At 53.8% G+C, this 17,121-nt stretch carries 14 protein-coding genes, 1 tRNA gene, 2 rRNA genes and 1 other annotated feature; of the genes, 9 read left to right on the forward strand and 8 right to left on the reverse strand.

The features are described from left to right. From PI91_RS05390 to PI91_RS05405, 4 genes are all read right to left on the reverse strand, one after another. Positions 1-486: an OmpA family protein gene (locus tag PI91_RS05390; RefSeq protein WP_039265590.1), complete on the reverse strand. Its 486-nt coding sequence runs from the start codon at positions 484-486 to the stop codon at positions 1-3. A gap of 12 nt (positions 487-498) precedes the next feature. After that, the gene (gene dgcN / locus PI91_RS05395) at positions 499-1,719 is read right to left on the reverse strand and encodes a diguanylate cyclase DgcN (RefSeq protein ID WP_039265591.1); all 1,221 of its coding nucleotides are present in this window, start codon (positions 1,717-1,719) and stop codon (positions 499-501) included. Then, entirely contained in the window at positions 1,712-2,263 is a 552-nt protein-coding gene (locus PI91_RS05400) for a YfiR family protein (RefSeq protein ID WP_021241999.1), read from the reverse strand. Before PI91_RS05400 ends, dgcN begins: the two co-directional genes overlap by 8 nt. A gap of 138 nt (positions 2,264-2,401) precedes the next feature. After that, a complete protein-coding gene (locus PI91_RS05405; protein WP_008502475.1) occupies positions 2,402-2,776 on the reverse strand; it encodes a DUF2799 domain-containing protein in 375 nt (124 codons plus the stop codon). A 214-nt stretch (positions 2,777-2,990) separates the two neighbouring features. Here PI91_RS05405 and aroF point away from each other — a divergent pair, with 214 nt between their 5' ends. Genes aroF through PI91_RS05420 form a run of 3 tightly spaced genes read left to right on the forward strand, consistent with a single transcriptional unit; the run spans position 2,991 to position 6,126 of the window. After that, on the forward strand, positions 2,991-4,061 hold the full coding sequence (gene aroF, locus PI91_RS05410; protein WP_039265592.1) for a 3-deoxy-7-phosphoheptulonate synthase AroF: 1,071 nt from the start codon (positions 2,991-2,993) through the stop codon (positions 4,059-4,061). Between the two features lie 10 nt (positions 4,062-4,071). Beyond that, positions 4,072-5,193, forward strand: coding sequence for a bifunctional chorismate mutase/prephenate dehydrogenase (gene tyrA / locus PI91_RS05415; RefSeq protein WP_008502473.1), 1,122 nt, complete (start codon positions 4,072-4,074; stop codon positions 5,191-5,193). 60 nt (positions 5,194-5,253) lie between these two features. After that, on the forward strand, positions 5,254-6,126 hold the full coding sequence (locus PI91_RS05420) for an SMP-30/gluconolactonase/LRE family protein (RefSeq protein WP_039265593.1): 873 nt from the start codon (positions 5,254-5,256) through the stop codon (positions 6,124-6,126). Here the strand turns inward: PI91_RS05420 and pheA are convergent. From pheA to bamD, 4 genes are all read right to left on the reverse strand, one after another. Continuing rightward, positions 6,123-7,283, reverse strand: a complete 1,161-nt coding sequence (gene pheA / locus PI91_RS05425) for a bifunctional chorismate mutase/prephenate dehydratase (protein WP_021242003.1) — start codon at positions 7,281-7,283, stop codon at positions 6,123-6,125. The genes PI91_RS05420 and pheA overlap by 4 nt on opposite strands. Before the next feature lie 30 nt (positions 7,284-7,313). After that, positions 7,314-7,439: a sequence feature (Phe leader region), on the reverse strand. Then, positions 7,391-7,438 (reverse strand): pheA operon leader peptide PheL, encoded by a 48-nt coding sequence (pheL, locus tag PI91_RS25580; protein ID WP_100249759.1) that lies wholly within the window; start codon positions 7,436-7,438, stop codon positions 7,391-7,393. It overlaps the preceding feature by 48 nt. Positions 7,440-7,549: 110 nt before the next feature. Then, positions 7,550-7,891, reverse strand: coding sequence for a ribosome-associated translation inhibitor RaiA (gene raiA / locus PI91_RS05430; protein ID WP_008502470.1), 342 nt, complete (start codon positions 7,889-7,891; stop codon positions 7,550-7,552). 268 nt (positions 7,892-8,159) lie between these two features. Then, complete coding sequence (gene bamD, locus PI91_RS05435) at positions 8,160-8,897, reverse strand: outer membrane protein assembly factor BamD (protein ID WP_008502469.1); 738 nt, start codon at positions 8,895-8,897, stop codon at positions 8,160-8,162. Between the two features lie 131 nt (positions 8,898-9,028). Between bamD and rluD the strand changes: the two genes are divergently transcribed. From rluD to PI91_RS05465, 6 genes are all read left to right on the forward strand, one after another. Further along, complete coding sequence (gene rluD, locus PI91_RS05440) at positions 9,029-10,009, forward strand: 23S rRNA pseudouridine(1911/1915/1917) synthase RluD (protein ID WP_008502468.1); 981 nt, start codon at positions 9,029-9,031, stop codon at positions 10,007-10,009. Continuing rightward, complete coding sequence (gene yfiH / locus PI91_RS05445) at positions 10,006-10,737, forward strand: purine nucleoside phosphorylase YfiH (RefSeq protein WP_039265594.1); 732 nt, start codon at positions 10,006-10,008, stop codon at positions 10,735-10,737. The genes rluD and yfiH overlap by 4 nt, the downstream gene beginning before the upstream one ends. A gap of 129 nt (positions 10,738-10,866) precedes the next feature. After that, positions 10,867-13,440, forward strand: a complete 2,574-nt coding sequence (gene clpB / locus PI91_RS05450; protein WP_008502466.1) for an ATP-dependent chaperone ClpB — start codon at positions 10,867-10,869, stop codon at positions 13,438-13,440. Positions 13,441-13,867: 427 nt separating this feature from the next. Beyond that, positions 13,868-15,409 (forward strand): 16S ribosomal RNA (locus PI91_RS05455). An 85-nt stretch (positions 15,410-15,494) separates the two neighbouring features. Beyond that, positions 15,495-15,570 (forward strand) — tRNA-Glu (locus tag PI91_RS05460). A 183-nt stretch (positions 15,571-15,753) separates the two neighbouring features. Next, positions 15,754-17,121: ribosomal RNA gene (locus tag PI91_RS05465) — 23S ribosomal RNA — on the forward strand; the annotation flags it as partial.

Below are 17,121 nucleotides of genomic sequence, written 5' to 3' on the forward strand. Positions count from 1 at the left end.
TTATGGCGTGCTGATTACCACTGCGACGCGGCGGTTTTCAGCGCGCCCTTGTGAGGTACTGTTGCTCGCAACCGGGTATTTTTGACCTAATCCCCGCGTGGTGAGATTGCTGCGCGGTATATTTGCCCCCTTCGCCCAGGCCTCGGCCACGGCGTTGGCGCGTTTTAACGAGAGCGCTTCGTTGTAGCTCTCTTCCCCGTAGTTATCCGTGTGACCGTCCATTCGCGCGTGGGTCAGGCCGGTTTCCGCCAGGCGAGAGGCCATGGACTGGATCTGCGTTTCACTCTCCGGTCGCAGCCTGGCGTCATTTTTATCAAACAGGATGGTGTCCGACATCCCAAGCGACCAGTCACCGTTCAGTTCGTTAAAACCGTAAGACTTCATCGCCGCAATTTGCTCAGGAGTGAATTTGCCTTCCGGCGGCGACTGGCAGCCTGCCAGAACCAGTGAGGCCAGTACCAGGGGCGCGAAGTAACGTTTTAACATAGTGTATCCTTTCTAACTTATTGTTTTCGTACGCTGGTTTTTAACCTGGTACATGTTGCGGTCAGCCCTCTCCAGTAATGCTTCCACGGAAGTATTTTCCCACGCCAGAGCAAAGCCAATGCTGAGTGACATCGATGCTTTTTGTCCGTTATGAAGATCAAACGGACGAATAAACTGCTGCGAAAGCGCAGCACAAATATGTTGAACCTCAAGCTCAGAGTGCACGCCGTACAGCACCATGGCAAATTCGTCACCGCCAAGACGGTAGGACTGATGACGTTTGTCGCCAAACTCCATCATCCTGCTGGCGACTTCGATCAGCACGCAGTCTCCTGCCGCGTGTCCCCAGGTGTCGTTAATAAACTTAAAATTATCACCGTCGAGGAAGAGCAGGGCCGAGTTTGTTCTGGCTGAAGGGTCATTCATTAATGCCGCAATGCTGTTACGAAACGCCGCGCGGTTGGCAAGACCGGTAAGCGGGTCGTGCATGGCGGTCCGCAACAGCTGGGCATTTTTCGCCTGAAGCTTCAGCTGCCACTCTTCCATTTCATCCAGAAGACTATTGAAGTCTTCGCCAAACTGGTGAAATTCTTCGATACGGCCGTCTTTCACCCGGCGGGAGAAATTTCGGTTCGTGCGCACGTCATGCACGACGTCGGTAATGTTCTGCAGCGCCGTGACCATTCCACGATGCAAAGACTGGGTAATGACGAGCGCGACCACGGCGGCAAAGAGAATGCAGCCGGTCAGTACGGCAAACGACGTCCAGATGAAATGGCTGATCAAACTGTCGCGTGCGGTAAGGCGGATTTCGCCGATCGTTAAGCCGTTATGCATGATGGGCTGCGCAACCGGTACGGGGAAAAGCCAGCGGCTGACCAGCGCGCCCAGCGTGTCGTTGCTATCCTCCGGGTTCCAGGACCAGTAGGCGAACCGCTTTTTATGCGCATTAATCACCTCCGCTGCGGCAAACTGCCCCTGTTTGCCCAGGGCGGCAAGCGTTTCGTTGGCCGCCAGCGAGTCGTTGAAAACCAGCGAGGCTTCCAGGCTGTGGCTCATCGTGGCCCCGGTTAATTCAAGGTTCTTTTGCGCGTATTGTTTTAACGTCACAACGGAAGCAAAACAGAGCAACAGCCATATTAACGTCATCGTGATAATGACGCTTATCATGCTGTTTCGCCTCAACGTTCTTTTAAACGTCGGTCGTGGCGTTGAAGTGAAATCTTTATCCATGCTGCTTATTCCGTGCAAGCATTAATACATCCGGATTGACTCTTACGCCACTGCGCGTCAATGCATCCAGGTTGACGGAGAACCGGACCTGGCCACGATCGATCATCAGGCAAAAGGCACTGCCAATTACACATTCCGGATTTTGCTCTGAGATTAATAGCAATGCTCTGCCCTGATATTGGCTTATTAATTCAAGTTGTTTTGCCGGTGATTCAGACCCGAAATAAATCGCATCGCACGTCGCGGCCAGGGCTTCCCGATCGTTATGTACAATAGCGGGAGTATAGGGTAACTCGTTGTGCCCTTCGTCGCCGCTAAGCGCGTGCGTATAGTGAGAAGTGGCATAGATGCAGAGTTTAGGTTGCCCGGATAGTGACGGCCATCGCGTATAGCTCACAATGCCTGAGACTATCGAGCGTACCGATTTATCCGTTTCCGTGAGCGTGCCTGCCGTCGCTGGGCCCACCATAATGAACAGCATTAACACCAGAGTGAGTCGGAAAAAAGAGATCAAGAATAAATTTCTCACCAGAATCCGCCACATCGCTCCGGAAATAGATGTCCTTAAGAGTTGCGGGCAGAATACCATTGTTTATCAGAGCCGTCATTATGTCAGAAATAGCCTCAGGTCAACCTAAGCTAAATCCTACTGTTGTTTATTTTCCGGTGATTAAAAACAGACTTAATTGAGTCTGCTGGAGCGCATACTTTCATCCATCCCTTTTTGCCATGACGCACGCAGTTTTGCCGCGTTTTCAGCAGTATCGCAACTGGCAGGGAAAGATTTGCCCGCTAATCCCCAGGCGTGAATAAACCCTTCTTCGCAGACTCTCTTCTGACCATCGGCATAGCCGCGAAGATATTCACTACGATCAACGTGGGTGTCGTTAAAACTATCGGCCAGGGTCTGGTTATCTTTAACCGGCAGGCCATTCATGGCGTCTTCTTTACCGGCATCAAACCAGGATGGACTGGTCCAGTCGGGCTGGAAGGTATAAGGATTGATCTGGCAGCCCGTTAAAAACAGCGACAACAGCGTGAGAGCAATTGAACGCATAGCCATTCTCCTTTTTACTTCAGCATAGCCTGGCTTAAGAAAGTATGTCTGTAATTTAAACTTTACGTTTTTGACGGCTGATTTTTGCAGTAAATTGGCTACTGTAAAGTAATGTGTACGCATTTTGGATTGAAATGTTTACTTTTTATGGTATCGTGGTTTCACCTCATTGAGGAAAACAACTATCGCAAACGAGCTTTACAGGATCGCCATCATGCAAAAAGACGCGCTGAACAACGTACATATCACTGACGAACAGGTTTTAATTACTCCGGATCAGCTGAAAGCAGAATTTCCGCTGAGCGTCGCGCAGGAGGCTCAGATTGAGCACTCGCGCCAGACCATTTCTGACATCATCGCCGGCCGCGATCCGCGCCTGCTGGTGGTGTGTGGTCCTTGCTCTATTCACGATCCTGAAACCGCCATTGAGTACGCTCGTCGATTTAAAGCATTAGCGGAGGAGGTCAGCGATAGCCTCTACCTGGTGATGCGCGTCTATTTTGAGAAGCCACGTACTACCGTTGGCTGGAAAGGGTTGATTAACGATCCGCACATGGATGGCTCGTTTGATGTGGAAGCAGGCTTGAAGATTGCGCGTCGCCTGCTGGTGGAGCTGGTCAGCATGGGCCTGCCGCTGGCAACCGAAGCGCTGGATCCGAACAGCCCGCAATACCTTGGCGATCTGTTCAGCTGGTCCGCGATTGGCGCGCGTACCACGGAATCGCAAACCCACCGCGAGATGGCGTCTGGCCTGTCGATGCCGGTTGGTTTTAAAAACGGTACCGATGGCAGCCTGGCGACGGCGATCAACGCCATGCGCGCGGCTGCCATGCCGCACCGTTTCGTCGGTATCAACCAGGCGGGCCAGGTCTGCCTCCTGCAAACGCAGGGTAACCCGGACGGGCACGTGATCCTGCGCGGCGGGAAAGCCCCGAACTACAGTCCGGCGGACGTGGCGCAGTGTGAAAAAGAGATGGAGCAGGCGGGACTGCGCCCGGCACTGATGGTAGATTGCAGTCATGGTAATTCGAATAAAGATTACCGTCGTCAGCCTGCGGTTGCGGAATCCGTGGTCGCCCAGATCAAAGATGGCAACCGTTCGATTATCGGTCTGATGATTGAGAGCAATATTCATGAAGGCAATCAATCATCTGAACAACCGCGCAGTGCCATGAAGCACGGCGTCTCCGTGACGGATGCCTGCATCAGCTGGGAAACCACCGATGCGCTGCTGCGTGAGATCCATAAAGATTTAAGCGGCCAGCTGGCGACGCGTCTGGTTTAAGAGGGTAGTTATGGTTGCTGAATTGACCGCACTGCGCGATCAAATTGATGAAGTGGATAAGGCGCTGCTGGATCTGCTGGCGCGCCGCATGGCGCTGGTTGCCGAAGTCGGTGAGGTGAAAAGCAAATACGGCCTGCCGATTTACGTCCCGGAGCGCGAAGCCTCAATGCTGGCCTCTCGTCGCAAAGAGGCGCAGGCGCTGGGCGTTTCGCCGGATTTGATTGAGGATGTTCTGCGTCGCGTGATGCGAGAGTCCTATTCCAGCGAAAACGACAAGGGGTTCAAAACCCTTTGCCCGACCCTGCGGCCGGTGGTGATTGTCGGCGGGGCAGGACAGATGGGGCGTCTGTTTGAAAAAATGCTGACGCTTTCTGGCTATCAGGTGCGCATTCTGGAAAAAGAGGACTGGGCGCAGGCGCCGGAGCTCATGAAAGATGCCGGGATGGTTATCGTCAGCGTGCCGATCCACGTGACGGAGCAGATCGTCGGGAAGCTTCCTCCTTTACCGAAAGACTGTATCCTGGTGGATCTGGCCTCCGTCAAAAATGGTCCGCTGCAGGCAATGCTGGCTGCGCATACCGGGCCGGTGCTGGGTCTGCACCCGATGTTTGGTCCGGACAGCGGCAGCCTGGCTAAGCAGGTGGTGGTTTACTGCGACGGTCGTCAGCCGGAAGCCTATCAGTGGTTCCTGGAACAAATTCAGGTATGGGGCGCGCGACTGCACCGCATCAGCGCGGTTGAGCACGACCAGAACATGGCGTTCATTCAGGCGCTGCGCCACTTTGCGACGTTTGCCTACGGCCTGCATCTGGCGGAAGAGAACGTGCAGCTTGAACAGCTGCTGGCGCTCTCTTCACCTATCTATCGTCTGGAGCTGGCGATGGTTGGGCGTCTGTTCGCGCAGGATCCGCAGCTGTACGCGGACATTATTATGTCCTCCGAAAACAACCTGGCACTGATCAAGCGCTACTATCAGCGCTTTGGAGAAGCCATTACGCTGCTTGAGCACGGAGACAAGCAGGCGTTTATCGACAGCTTCCGCAAGGTCGAGCACTGGTTTGGCGATTATGCGCAGCGTTTCCAGAATGAGAGCCGGACGTTGTTGCGCCAGGCAAATGACAGTCGCCAGTAATGCGATGATGTATATACTTAAAGCCAGCAATGCTGGCTTTTTTCATTTTGGGGAACTGTCATGGCTGAACCGCAGCTGCTGTTGAATTACACCGGGCATTTGCCTGAATGCCCGACGTGGAGCGCCGAAGAGCAGGCGCTCTACTGGGCCGATATTCTGGAAGGCGAGATCCACCGCTACCATCTGCCGACGGCGGAACACACCGTACTCTCTTTCCACGAGGAAGTGGGGTGTTTCGCGCTGCGTGAGCAGGGTGGTTTTATCGTTGCGATGCGAACGGGTATCTGGCTGACCGATAAACACGGCCTGCTGCGCCGCAAGGTGTGTGATAACCCCTCTAACCCGCAGCTGGCGCGTTTTAACGATGGAGGCACCGATCACCTGGGTCGCTTCTATGCGGGCACGTTCTGGGGGCCGGGAGATTACAACGGCGCCCTGCTGATGCGCATCGACAACGACCTGACGCCGAAGGTGATCCAGTGTGATATCCACGGGCATAACGGCCTGGCGTTTAGCCCGGACAAGCAGTGGATGTTTACCTCAGATACGCCAAACGGTGTGATCTACCGTACCCCGCTTGATGAGCAGGGCGAACCGGGTAAGCGAGAGGTGTTTCGTCAGTTTAAAGAGGGCGAGGGGATACCGGACGGCGCGGCGATGGATGTGGAAGGCTGCTACTGGAGCGCGCTGTTTGACGGCTGGCGCATCGCGCGTTTTTCACCGCAAGGGGAGCAGCTGGAAGAGTACCGTATGCCGGTGCGTTGCCCGACGATGGTTTGCTTTGGCGGCGATGATATGAAAACGCTGTTTATTACCACCACGCGGGAGAATATGGAGGCGGAGGAGGTGGCGAAATATCCGCTCTCCGGGGCCATCTTCACCCTGCCGGTGAGCGTGGCAGGGATGAAGAAAAGCTGTTTTATCGAACGTTAGATTGGATCGACCGGGACGACGTTTTCGCTCGGATAGCAGCCCAGCACTTTCATAGAGCGGGTGATTTCGCCCAGCTCGCGCAGGGCTTTCTGCATGGAAGCAGACTCCAGGTTGGCCTGGATATCGAGGTAGAACATCTCTTCCCACGGGTTACCGTGGATTGGGCGTGATTCCAGCCGGGTCATGATCAGATTGTGATTACGCAGCACCAGAAGGGCTTCAACCAGCGCACCGGCCTGTTGGCCGGTGGCCATCAGCAGCGTAGTCTTGGCCGGTACCTGGTCAGACACATTGATTGCCTTGCGGGCCAGCACCACGAAGCGGGTAATATTTTGCGTCTGGTTCGCCAGGTTGCGTTCCAGCACCTGTAAACCATACAGCGCGCCGCCCGCTTCGCTGCCGAGCGCCGCGACGGTGGGAGAGTTCGCCTGGGCCACTTTTTCCATCGCCGCCGAGGTGCTTTCGGTGTACTCAATTTTCCAGTTTGGATAGCGGTTCAGGAACTGGCTGCACTGCTGGAACGGCTGCGGGTGGCTGTAGACCGTTTCGATCGTGTTCAGGTCCGTTGAACCGGAGACCAGCACGCAGTGATCGATAGGGATCGTCAGCTCGCCGACCAGCGACAGGCTGGTGTGCTGCAGCAAATCGTAGACGTCGTTGATGGCGCCGGAGCTGGTGTTTTCAATCGGCACCACGGCGTAATCCGCCTGGCCGGTCTCGACCTGGTTAAAAATGTCGGCAAACTTCGCGCAGCCGCTTTCAATAAATTCTTCGAAATGGCGAGCGGCATACTGACGCGCGGCCAGGTGAGAATAGGAGCCCTTTGGCCCGAGGAAAGCGATACGCGCAGAGTGCGGATTGGTTTTATTGAGATGCTGCTGGAGTAGCGCTTGCTGGGTCAGGACGGAGTCTTCGATGATGAGCTGGAACAGCCGGGTGATGTAGTGGGCATCGAGATGATGCGCTTTGCCGAGCTGAATGAGACGTTCCAGCAGATCCCGCTCGCGGTCGATATCACGGACCGGACGATGGGAGTCCAGCTTGGCTTTGCCCACTTCAACGGCGAGGGCGCGGCGTTCGGCCAGCAGCGCCAGCAGTTTCTCATCCAGCGCGCTGATTTTTACGCGCAGATCCAGTAACGGGTTTTCCGGTGTCATAGTGTTGCCTGTCTCATCTTATCGTTATCAATAAAAAAGGCCCCCCGGTGTGGGAGGCCTTGTTGTTCGTCTTCGCATTCTTTATCACACGACGAAACGCCTCCCGTTCAGGGGAAGGTAAAAAAGAATGCGAAGAAGAACGGCGTAAGTTTCATAAAGTCATCCTGTGAGTGATACCGTTAAAGTACCCGTACTGTTTTCACCCTGTCAATAAAAAACAAAAAACGCGCCCGAAGGCGCGTTGGCGGTACACTCAATTTAAAGGATTACTCTTCTTCAACTTCTTCCGCGAAGCTGGCGTCTTTCACCGACGTTGTGGCGCGACGGGCTTCACCTTTGTGTTGCACTTTATTGAGCTGCCGTTCCAGCTTGTTGATCAAATCGTTAATTGCTGTGTACATATCCTCATGTTTTGCGCTGGCGACCAGATGGCCGTTTGGAGTATTGATAGTTGCGTCAGCGATGAAACCCTGCGGCTCCTTGGACAGGATGATATGTGGATTAATCAAATGTGTTTGCCATTTATCCAGTTTGGCGAGACGGTCTGCGACGTGCTGGCGAATTGCCGGAGTAATTTCCATTTGTTTACTGGTAATGTTCATTGTCATAAATTTTACCTCTTGTCTTTCCGTCTTGGTGATTCCAGCATACCCGACCTAATGTCAAAATGTGTGATTTAGATCACGTTATTTTGTCGGTTTTTGTCAGGGAATCTTTTTTGTGAGGCAGGGCAGGAAGAGGTGAGATTTACCTTGTAGAAGGCAAAAATTGAGGCCATAGTTGACTGGATGTGTTGAGGCTAACGCGCTTCAGCGACGCTCAGAAACGAATAAAAAAACGGCAGCCTTCGGGCTGCCGTTTTGCATTGAGGCAAAATCAGGTGTTGCTGCTGTTCGCGGCGATGATTTTCGCCACTTTTTCAGCCTGAGCGGTCATCTGCATCTGACGGTAAGCATTTTCCATCAGCTTCAGGCCGTCGCGCGTTGCCTGAGTATCCGGGTAATCACGCAGCATACCTTCTACGCGGTTAACCACGGCAACCCATGCGCCACGGCGGGTATAGTAGTCCGCCACGGAGTATTCATATTTCGCCAGACGATCTTTCAGGAACACCAGACGCTTGGTGGCGTCGGTCACGTACTGGCTGTTCGGATAGCCGCGCACCAGTTTAGAGAAGTCATTGAAGGCATCACGCGCATGCTGCGGGTCACGGTCGGAACGATCCACGCCGAAGAAGCCCTGCAGCGCACTGTCGTCCAGCGCCATGTTGGTGAGCCCGCGCATGTACATCACGTAGTCGATGTTAGGATGAGTCGGGTTCAGACGCATGAAACGATCGATGGTTGCCTGAGCCAGCGGCAGATCGGCATTTTTATAGTATGCGTAGATGAGATCTAACTGTACCTGCTGCGAATACGGACCAAATGGATAGCGATTATCCAACGCTTCCAGTTGCGTTATCGCCTGTTTCCAGTTACCGTCCTGCAACTTTTGTTGTGCAGTCGCATAGATTTCATTCGGCGGATTGTCAGGGACCTGTTCATTTGAACCGGAGCAGCCCACCAAAGCCAGGCTCAACGTGGCCGCTGCCACCAGATATTTCATGCGCGTCATGACGTTTTGACTTTCCTCAAATGTTTGTCCGGGAGAAACTCTGTTCCTGCTCCCGATTAAGACCAGCTACAATAGCACACTATATTAAACGGCAAAGCCGTAAAACCCAACGTTAAACGAAGAAGCAGTTTATGGCACAACGAGTAGAACTCACCGCAACAGTCTCCGAAAATCAGCTCGGTCAACGCTTAGATCAGGCTTTGGCCGAATTGTTCCCTGATTATTCGCGTTCACGCATAAAAGAATGGATCCTTGACCAGCGCGTGATGGTAAACGGCAAGATCTGGGACAAACCAAAAGAGAAAGTGTTAGGTGGGGAAGCTGTCGCCATCAATGCTGAAATCGAAGAGGAAATCCGCTTCGAGCCGCAGGATATCCCACTGGACATCGTCTATGAAGATGATGACATTCTGGTGATCAACAAGCCGCGCGACCTGGTTGTTCATCCGGGCGCGGGAAACCCTGACGGTACGGTACTTAACGCACTTCTCCATTACTATCCGCCGATCGCGGATGTTCCGCGCGCGGGCATCGTGCACCGTCTGGATAAAGACACTACCGGTCTGATGGTGGTGGCGAAGACCGTTCCTGCTCAGACCCGTCTGGTGGAGTCGCTGCAGCTGCGCGAAATCACCCGTGAATATGAAGCGGTAGCCATTGGACATATGACTTCTGGCGGGACGGTGGAAGAGCCCATTAGCCGTCACCCGACCAAGCGAACCCATATGTCGGTGCATCCGATGGGTAAACCGGCGGTGACGCATTACCGCATTATGGAGCACTTCCGTATTCATACGCGCCTGCGTCTGCGTCTGGAGACCGGACGTACTCACCAGATCCGCGTGCATATGGCCCACATTACCCATCCGCTGGTGGGGGATCAGGTCTACGGTGGTCGTCCTCGCCCGCCTAAAGGCGCATCGGATGAGTTCATCAGCGTATTGCGTAAATTCGACCGTCAGGCGCTGCACGCGACCATGCTGCGTCTTTATCACCCTATCACCGGCATTCAGATGGAGTGGCATGCGCCTATCCCGCAGGATATGGTGGACCTTATTGACGCCATGCGTGCTGATTTCGAAGAACATAAGGATCAAGTGGACTGGTTATGACCAAACTGATTGTCCCGGAGTGGCCACTGCCTGTCGGCGTGGCTGCCTGCAGTTCAACCCGCACTGGCGGTGTGAGCCAGGGCGCGTGGGCGTCGTTGAACCTCGGTGCACACTGTGGCGATAACCTGGAACACGTGGAAGAGAACCGCAGGCGTCTGTTTGCAGCGGGAAACCTGCCGTCGAAACCGGTCTGGCTGGAACAGGTTCATGGCAAGACGGTGCTGAAGTTGACGGGAGAGCCCTATGCTTCCAAACGCGCTGATGCCTCTTACAGCAATACGCCGGGAACCGTTTGTGCCGTAATGACCGCCGATTGTCTGCCAGTGCTGTTCTGCAACCGTGCAGGCACCGAGGTGGCTGCAGCGCACGCGGGCTGGCGTGGACTGTGTGAAGGCGTGCTGGAAGAAACCGTCGCCTGCTTTAAGGATGAGCCCGCCAATATTATGGCCTGGCTTGGCCCGGCCATTGGCCCTCGTGCTTTTGAAGTGGGGCCGGAAGTTCGCGAAGCCTTTATGGAAAAAGATCCGCAAGCGGTGGACGCCTTCCTGCCTTCGGGGGATAAATATCTGGCCGATATTTACCAGCTCGCCCGCCAGCGCCTGAACCGCGTCGGCGTGACGCAGATCTTCGGCGGCGATCGCTGCACCTTCACCGAAAAGGGTAATTTTTTCTCTTATCGCCGCGACAAGACGACGGGCCGTATGGCAAGTTTCATTTGGCTGATATAACCTAAAGAATCAAGACGATCCGGCACGTGCCGTTTTCTTTTCACATAATTCAGGTCATTAACCTTGAATAATTGAGGGATGACCTCATTTAATCTCCAGTAGCAAATTTGACCTGTTATGGGAGGAGTTATGCGTCTGGATCGTCTTACTAATAAATTCCAGCTTGCTCTCGCCGATGCCCAGTCCCTCGCACTGGGGCACGACAACCAATTTATCGAACCTCTTCATCTAATGAGCGCCTTGCTGAATCAGGAAGGGGGATCGGTACGTCCTTTATTAACGTCCGCTGGCATTAATGCTGGCCAGTTACGCACCGCTATCGATCAGGCGCTGAGCCGTTTACCGCAGGTCGAAGGGACCGGCGGCGACGTTCAGCCGTCGCAGGATCTGGTGCGCGTCCTGAACCTTTGCGACAAGCTGGCGCAAAAACGTGGGGACAATTTTATTTCGTCAGAGCTGTTTGTTCTGGCGGCGCTTGAATCACGCGGTACCTTGACCGACCTGCTGAAATCTGCCGGTGCGACCACCGCCAATGTGACTCAGGCGATTGAGAACATGCGCGGAGGTGAAAGCGTGAACGATCAGGGAGCCGAAGACCAACGTCAGGCTTTGAAGAAATTTACGGTCGATCTGACCGAGCGTGCTGAACAGGGCAAACTTGACCCGGTGATCGGCCGTGATGAAGAAATTCGCCGTACGATTCAGGTACTGCAACGTCGTACCAAGAACAACCCGGTACTGATAGGTGAACCGGGTGTCGGTAAAACCGCGATTGTTGAAGGGCTGGCGCAGCGTATTGTGAACGGTGAAGTGCCGGAAGGTCTGAAGGGCCGCCGCGTACTGGCGCTGGACATGGGCGCGCTGGTGGCCGGTGCGAAATACCGCGGCGAGTTCGAAGAGCGTCTGAAAGGCGTGCTTAACGATCTCGCGAAGCAGGAAGGCAACGTTATCCTGTTTATCGATGAGCTGCATACGATGGTCGGTGCCGGTAAGGCAGACGGCGCGATGGATGCCGGGAACATGCTGAAACCTGCACTGGCGCGCGGTGAACTTCACTGCGTCGGTGCCACCACGCTGGATGAGTACCGTCAGTACATTGAGAAAGATGCTGCGCTGGAACGTCGTTTCCAGAAAGTGTTTGTTGCCGAGCCAAGCGTTGAAGATACCATCGCCATCCTGCGTGGTCTGAAAGAGCGCTATGAACTGCACCACCATGTGCAGATCACTGACCCGGCCATCGTTGCGGCGGCGACGCTTTCGCATCGTTATATTGCTGACCGTCAGCTGCCGGATAAAGCCATCGACCTGATTGATGAAGCGGCGTCGAGCATTCGTATGCAGATTGACTCGAAGCCGGAAGAGCTGGACCGACTCGACCGACGCATCATTCAGCTCAAGCTGGAACAGCAGGCGCTGAAGAAAGAGTCTGATGAAGCCAGTAAGAAACGTCTCGATATGCTCAATGAAGAACTGGACGATAAAGAGCGCCAGTATTCTGAGCTGGAAGAAGAGTGGAAAGCCGAGAAAGCCTCCCTTTCTGGTACGCAGACCATCAAAGCTGAACTCGAACAGGCAAAAATTGCCATTGAGCAGGCGCGACGCGTGGGCGACCTGGCGCGAATGTCAGAGCTGCAGTACGGCAAAATTCCTGAGCTGGAAAAACAGCTTGAGATAGCGACGCAGTCAGAAGGTAAAACGATGCGTCTGTTGCGTAATAAAGTGACGGATGCCGAGATTGCAGAAGTGCTTGCCCGCTGGACCGGTATTCCCGTGGCGCGCATGCTGGAAGGCGAGCGTGAAAAACTGCTGCGCATGGAGAACGATCTCCACAATCGTGTGATTGGTCAAAATGAAGCGGTTGAAGCGGTATCGAATGCTATTCGTCGTAGCCGTGCAGGGCTGTCCGATCCGAACCGCCCGATTGGTTCGTTCCTGTTCCTGGGGCCGACCGGTGTCGGTAAAACCGAGCTGTGCAAAGCGCTGGCTAACTTTATGTTCGACAGTGATGATGCGATGGTGCGTATCGACATGTCAGAGTTTATGGAGAAACACTCCGTCTCGCGTCTGGTCGGGGCGCCTCCAGGATATGTGGGTTATGAAGAAGGTGGGTACCTGACAGAAGCGGTGCGTCGTCGTCCTTATTCCGTCATCCTGCTGGATGAGGTGGAAAAAGCGCATCCGGATGTGTTCAACATCCTGCTTCAGGTGCTGGACGATGGTCGTCTGACCGACGGGCAGGGGAGAACGGTCGACTTCCGTAATACGGTTGTCATTATGACGTCGAACCTGGGTTCCGATTTGATTCAGGAACGTTTCGGTGAACTGGACTACAGCCACATGAAGGATCTGGTGCTGGGTGTGGTAAGCCATAACTTCCGTCCGGAGTTCATCAACCGTATTGATGAAGTGGTGGTATTCCATCCTCTGGGTGAGAAACACATCGCGTCGATTGCGCAGATTCAGCTGCAGCGTCTGTACAAACGTCTGGAAGAGCGTGGATACGAAATTCACATCTCCGACGATGCGCTGAAACTGCTGAGTAAGAATGGTTACGATCCGGTGTACGGTGCGCGTCCATTGAAACGTGCTATCCAGCAGCAGATCGAAAACCCGCTGGCGCAGCAGATCCTCTCCGGGGAACTGGTTCCTGGTAAAATTATCCGTCTGGAAGCCAACGACGATCGCATTGTGGCAGTGCAGTAAGTCACAAAACGCAAAAACGAGCCGCTTGCGGCTCGTTTTTGTTTAAAAACCAGGCGAAAATTGAGGTCTGGAGTGAGGTTTGCCTGGAAAGTGAGCAGTCAGTAAATAATTTTCACTTTATCCTTGCAGGTTCGGAATTACTCCCTATAATGCGCCTCCACTGACACGGAACAACGGCACACACGCCGCCGGGTCAGCAGAGAATAGCGAAAATAAACGCTTGACTCTGAAGCGGGAAAGCGTAATATGCACACCCCGCGCCGCAGCGAAAACGAAGCGGCACTGCTCTTTAACAATTTATCAGACAATCTGTGTGGGCACTCAAAGTGACATGGATTCTTAATGTCTTCGGACAATAAATGAATACCAAGTCTCTGAGTGAACATACGTAATTCATTACGAAGTTTAATTCACGAGCATCAAACTTAAATTGAAGAGTTTGATCATGGCTCAGATTGAACGCTGGCGGCAGGCCTAACACATGCAAGTCGAGCGGCAGCGGAAAGTAGCTTGCTACTTTGCCGGCGAGCGGCGGACGGGTGAGTAATGTCTGGGAAACTGCCTGATGGAGGGGGATAACTACTGGAAACGGTAGCTAATACCGCATAACGTCGCAAGACCAAAGAGGGGGACCTTCGGGCCTCTTGCCATCAGATGTGCCCAGATGGGATTAGCTAGTAGGTGGGGTAACGGCTCACCTAGGCGACGATCCCTAGCTGGTCTGAGAGGATGACCAGCCACACTGGAACTGAGACACGGTCCAGACTCCTACGGGAGGCAGCAGTGGGGAATATTGCACAATGGGCGCAAGCCTGATGCAGCCATGCCGCGTGTATGAAGAAGGCCTTCGGGTTGTAAAGTACTTTCAGCGGGGAGGAAGGCGTTGAGGTTAATAACCTCAGCGATTGACGTTACCCGCAGAAGAAGCACCGGCTAACTCCGTGCCAGCAGCCGCGGTAATACGGAGGGTGCAAGCGTTAATCGGAATTACTGGGCGTAAAGCGCACGCAGGCGGTCTGTCAAGTCGGATGTGAAATCCCCGGGCTCAACCTGGGAACTGCATTCGAAACTGGCAGGCTAGAGTCTTGTAGAGGGGGGTAGAATTCCAGGTGTAGCGGTGAAATGCGTAGAGATCTGGAGGAATACCGGTGGCGAAGGCGGCCCCCTGGACAAAGACTGACGCTCAGGTGCGAAAGCGTGGGGAGCAAACAGGATTAGATACCCTGGTAGTCCACGCCGTAAACGATGTCGACTTGGAGGTTGTGCCCTTGAGGCGTGGCTTCCGGAGCTAACGCGTTAAGTCGACCGCCTGGGGAGTACGGCCGCAAGGTTAAAACTCAAATGAATTGACGGGGGCCCGCACAAGCGGTGGAGCATGTGGTTTAATTCGATGCAACGCGAAGAACCTTACCTACTCTTGACATCCAGAGAACTTTCCAGAGATGGATTGGTGCCTTCGGGAACTCTGAGACAGGTGCTGCATGGCTGTCGTCAGCTCGTGTTGTGAAATGTTGGGTTAAGTCCCGCAACGAGCGCAACCCTTATCCTTTGTTGCCAGCGGTTAGGCCGGGAACTCAAAGGAGACTGCCAGTGATAAACTGGAGGAAGGTGGGGATGACGTCAAGTCATCATGGCCCTTACGAGTAGGGCTACACACGTGCTACAATGGCGCATACAAAGAGAAGCGACCTCGCGAGAGCAAGCGGACCTCATAAAGTGCGTCGTAGTCCGGATTGGAGTCTGCAACTCGACTCCATGAAGTCGGAATCGCTAGTAATCGTAGATCAGAATGCTACGGTGAATACGTTCCCGGGCCTTGTACACACCGCCCGTCACACCATGGGAGTGGGTTGCAAAAGAAGTAGGTAGCTTAACCTTCGGGAGGGCGCTTACCACTTTGTGATTCATGACTGGGGTGAAGTCGTAACAAGGTAACCGTAGGGGAACCTGCGGTTGGATCACCTCCTTACCTTAAAGAACCTGCCTTTGTAGTGCTCACACAGATTGTCTGATGAAAAGTAAATAGCAAGGCGTCTTGCGATTGAGACTTCAGTGTCCCCTTCGTCTAGAGGCCCAGGACACCGCCCTTTCACGGCGGTAACAGGGGTTCGAATCCCCTAGGGGACGCCACTTGCTGGTTCGTGAGTGAAAGTCACCTGCCGTCATATCTCAAAACTGACTTGCGAGTCACGTTTGAGATATTTGCTCTTTAAAAATCTGGATCAAGCTGAAAATTGAAACGACACATCTTAAATGGTGTGTTCGAGTCTCTCAAATTTTCGCAATCAGAAGTGAAACATCTTCGGGTTGTGAGGTTAAGCGACTAAGCGTACACGGTGGATGCCCTGGCAGTCAGAGGCGATGAAGGACGTGCTAATCTGCGAAAAGCGCCGGCGAGGTGATATGAACCTTTGACCCGGCGATGTCCGAATGGGGAAACCCAGTGTGATTCGTCACACTATCGTTAACTGAATACATAGGTTAACGAGGCGAACTGGGGGAACTGAAACATCTAAGTACCCCGAGGAAAAGAAATCAACCGAGATTCCCCCAGTAGCGGCGAGCGAACGGGGAGCAGCCCAGAGTCTGAATCAGCTTGTGTGTTAGTGGAAGCGTCTGGAAAGTCGCACGGTACAGGGTGACAGTCCCGTACACGAAAGCACACAGGTTGTGAACTCGAAGAGTAGGGCGGGACACGTGGTATCCTGTCTGAATATGGGGGGACCATCCTCCAAGGCTAAATACTCCTGACTGACCGATAGTGAACCAGTACCGTGAGGGAAAGGCGAAAAGAACCCCGGCGAGGGGAGTGAAATAGAACCTGAAACCGTGTACGTACAAGCAGTGGGAGCACCTTCGTGGTGTGACTGCGTACCTTTTGTATAATGGGTCAGCGACTTATATTCTGTAGCAAGGTTAACCGTATAGGGGAGCCGAAGGGAAACCGAGTCTTAACTGGGCGTTAAGTTGCAGGGTATAGACCCGAAACCCGGTGATCTAGCCATGGGCAGGTTGAAGGTTGGGTAACACTAACTGGAGGACCGAACCGACTAATGTTGAAAAATTAGCGGATGACTTGTGGCTGGGGGTGAAAGGCCAATCAAACCGGGAGATAGCTGGTTCTCCCCGAAAGCTATTTAGGTAGCGCCTCGTGAACTCATCTTCGGGGGTAGAGCACTGTTTCGGCTAGGGGGCCATCCCGGCTTACCAACCCGATGCAAACTACGAATACCGAAGAATGTTATCACGGGAGACACACGGCGGGTGCTAACGTCCGTCGTGAAGAGGGAAACAACCCAGACCGCCAGCTAAGGTCCCAAAGTCATGGTTAAGTGGGAAACGATGTGGGAAGGCACAGACAGCCAGGATGTTGGCTTAGAAGCAGCCATCATTTAAAGAAAGCGTAATAGCTCACTGGTCGAGTCGGCCTGCGCGGAAGATGTAACGGGGCTAAACCATGCACCGAAGCTGCGGCAGCGACACTATGTGTTGTTGGGTAGGGGAGCGTTCTGTAAGCCGTTGAAGGTGGCCTGTGAGGGTTGCTGGAGGTATCAGAAGTGCGAATGCTGACATAAGTAACGATAAAGCGGGTGAAAAGCCCGCTCGCCGGAAGACCAAGGGTTCCTGTCCAACGTTAATCGGGGCAGGGTGAGTCGACCCCTAAGGCGAGGCCGAAAGGCG

This window comes from Enterobacter sp. FB, assembly GCF_000805795.1.
Classification (GTDB): Bacteria; Pseudomonadota; Gammaproteobacteria; order Enterobacterales; family Enterobacteriaceae; genus Enterobacter; species Enterobacter roggenkampii.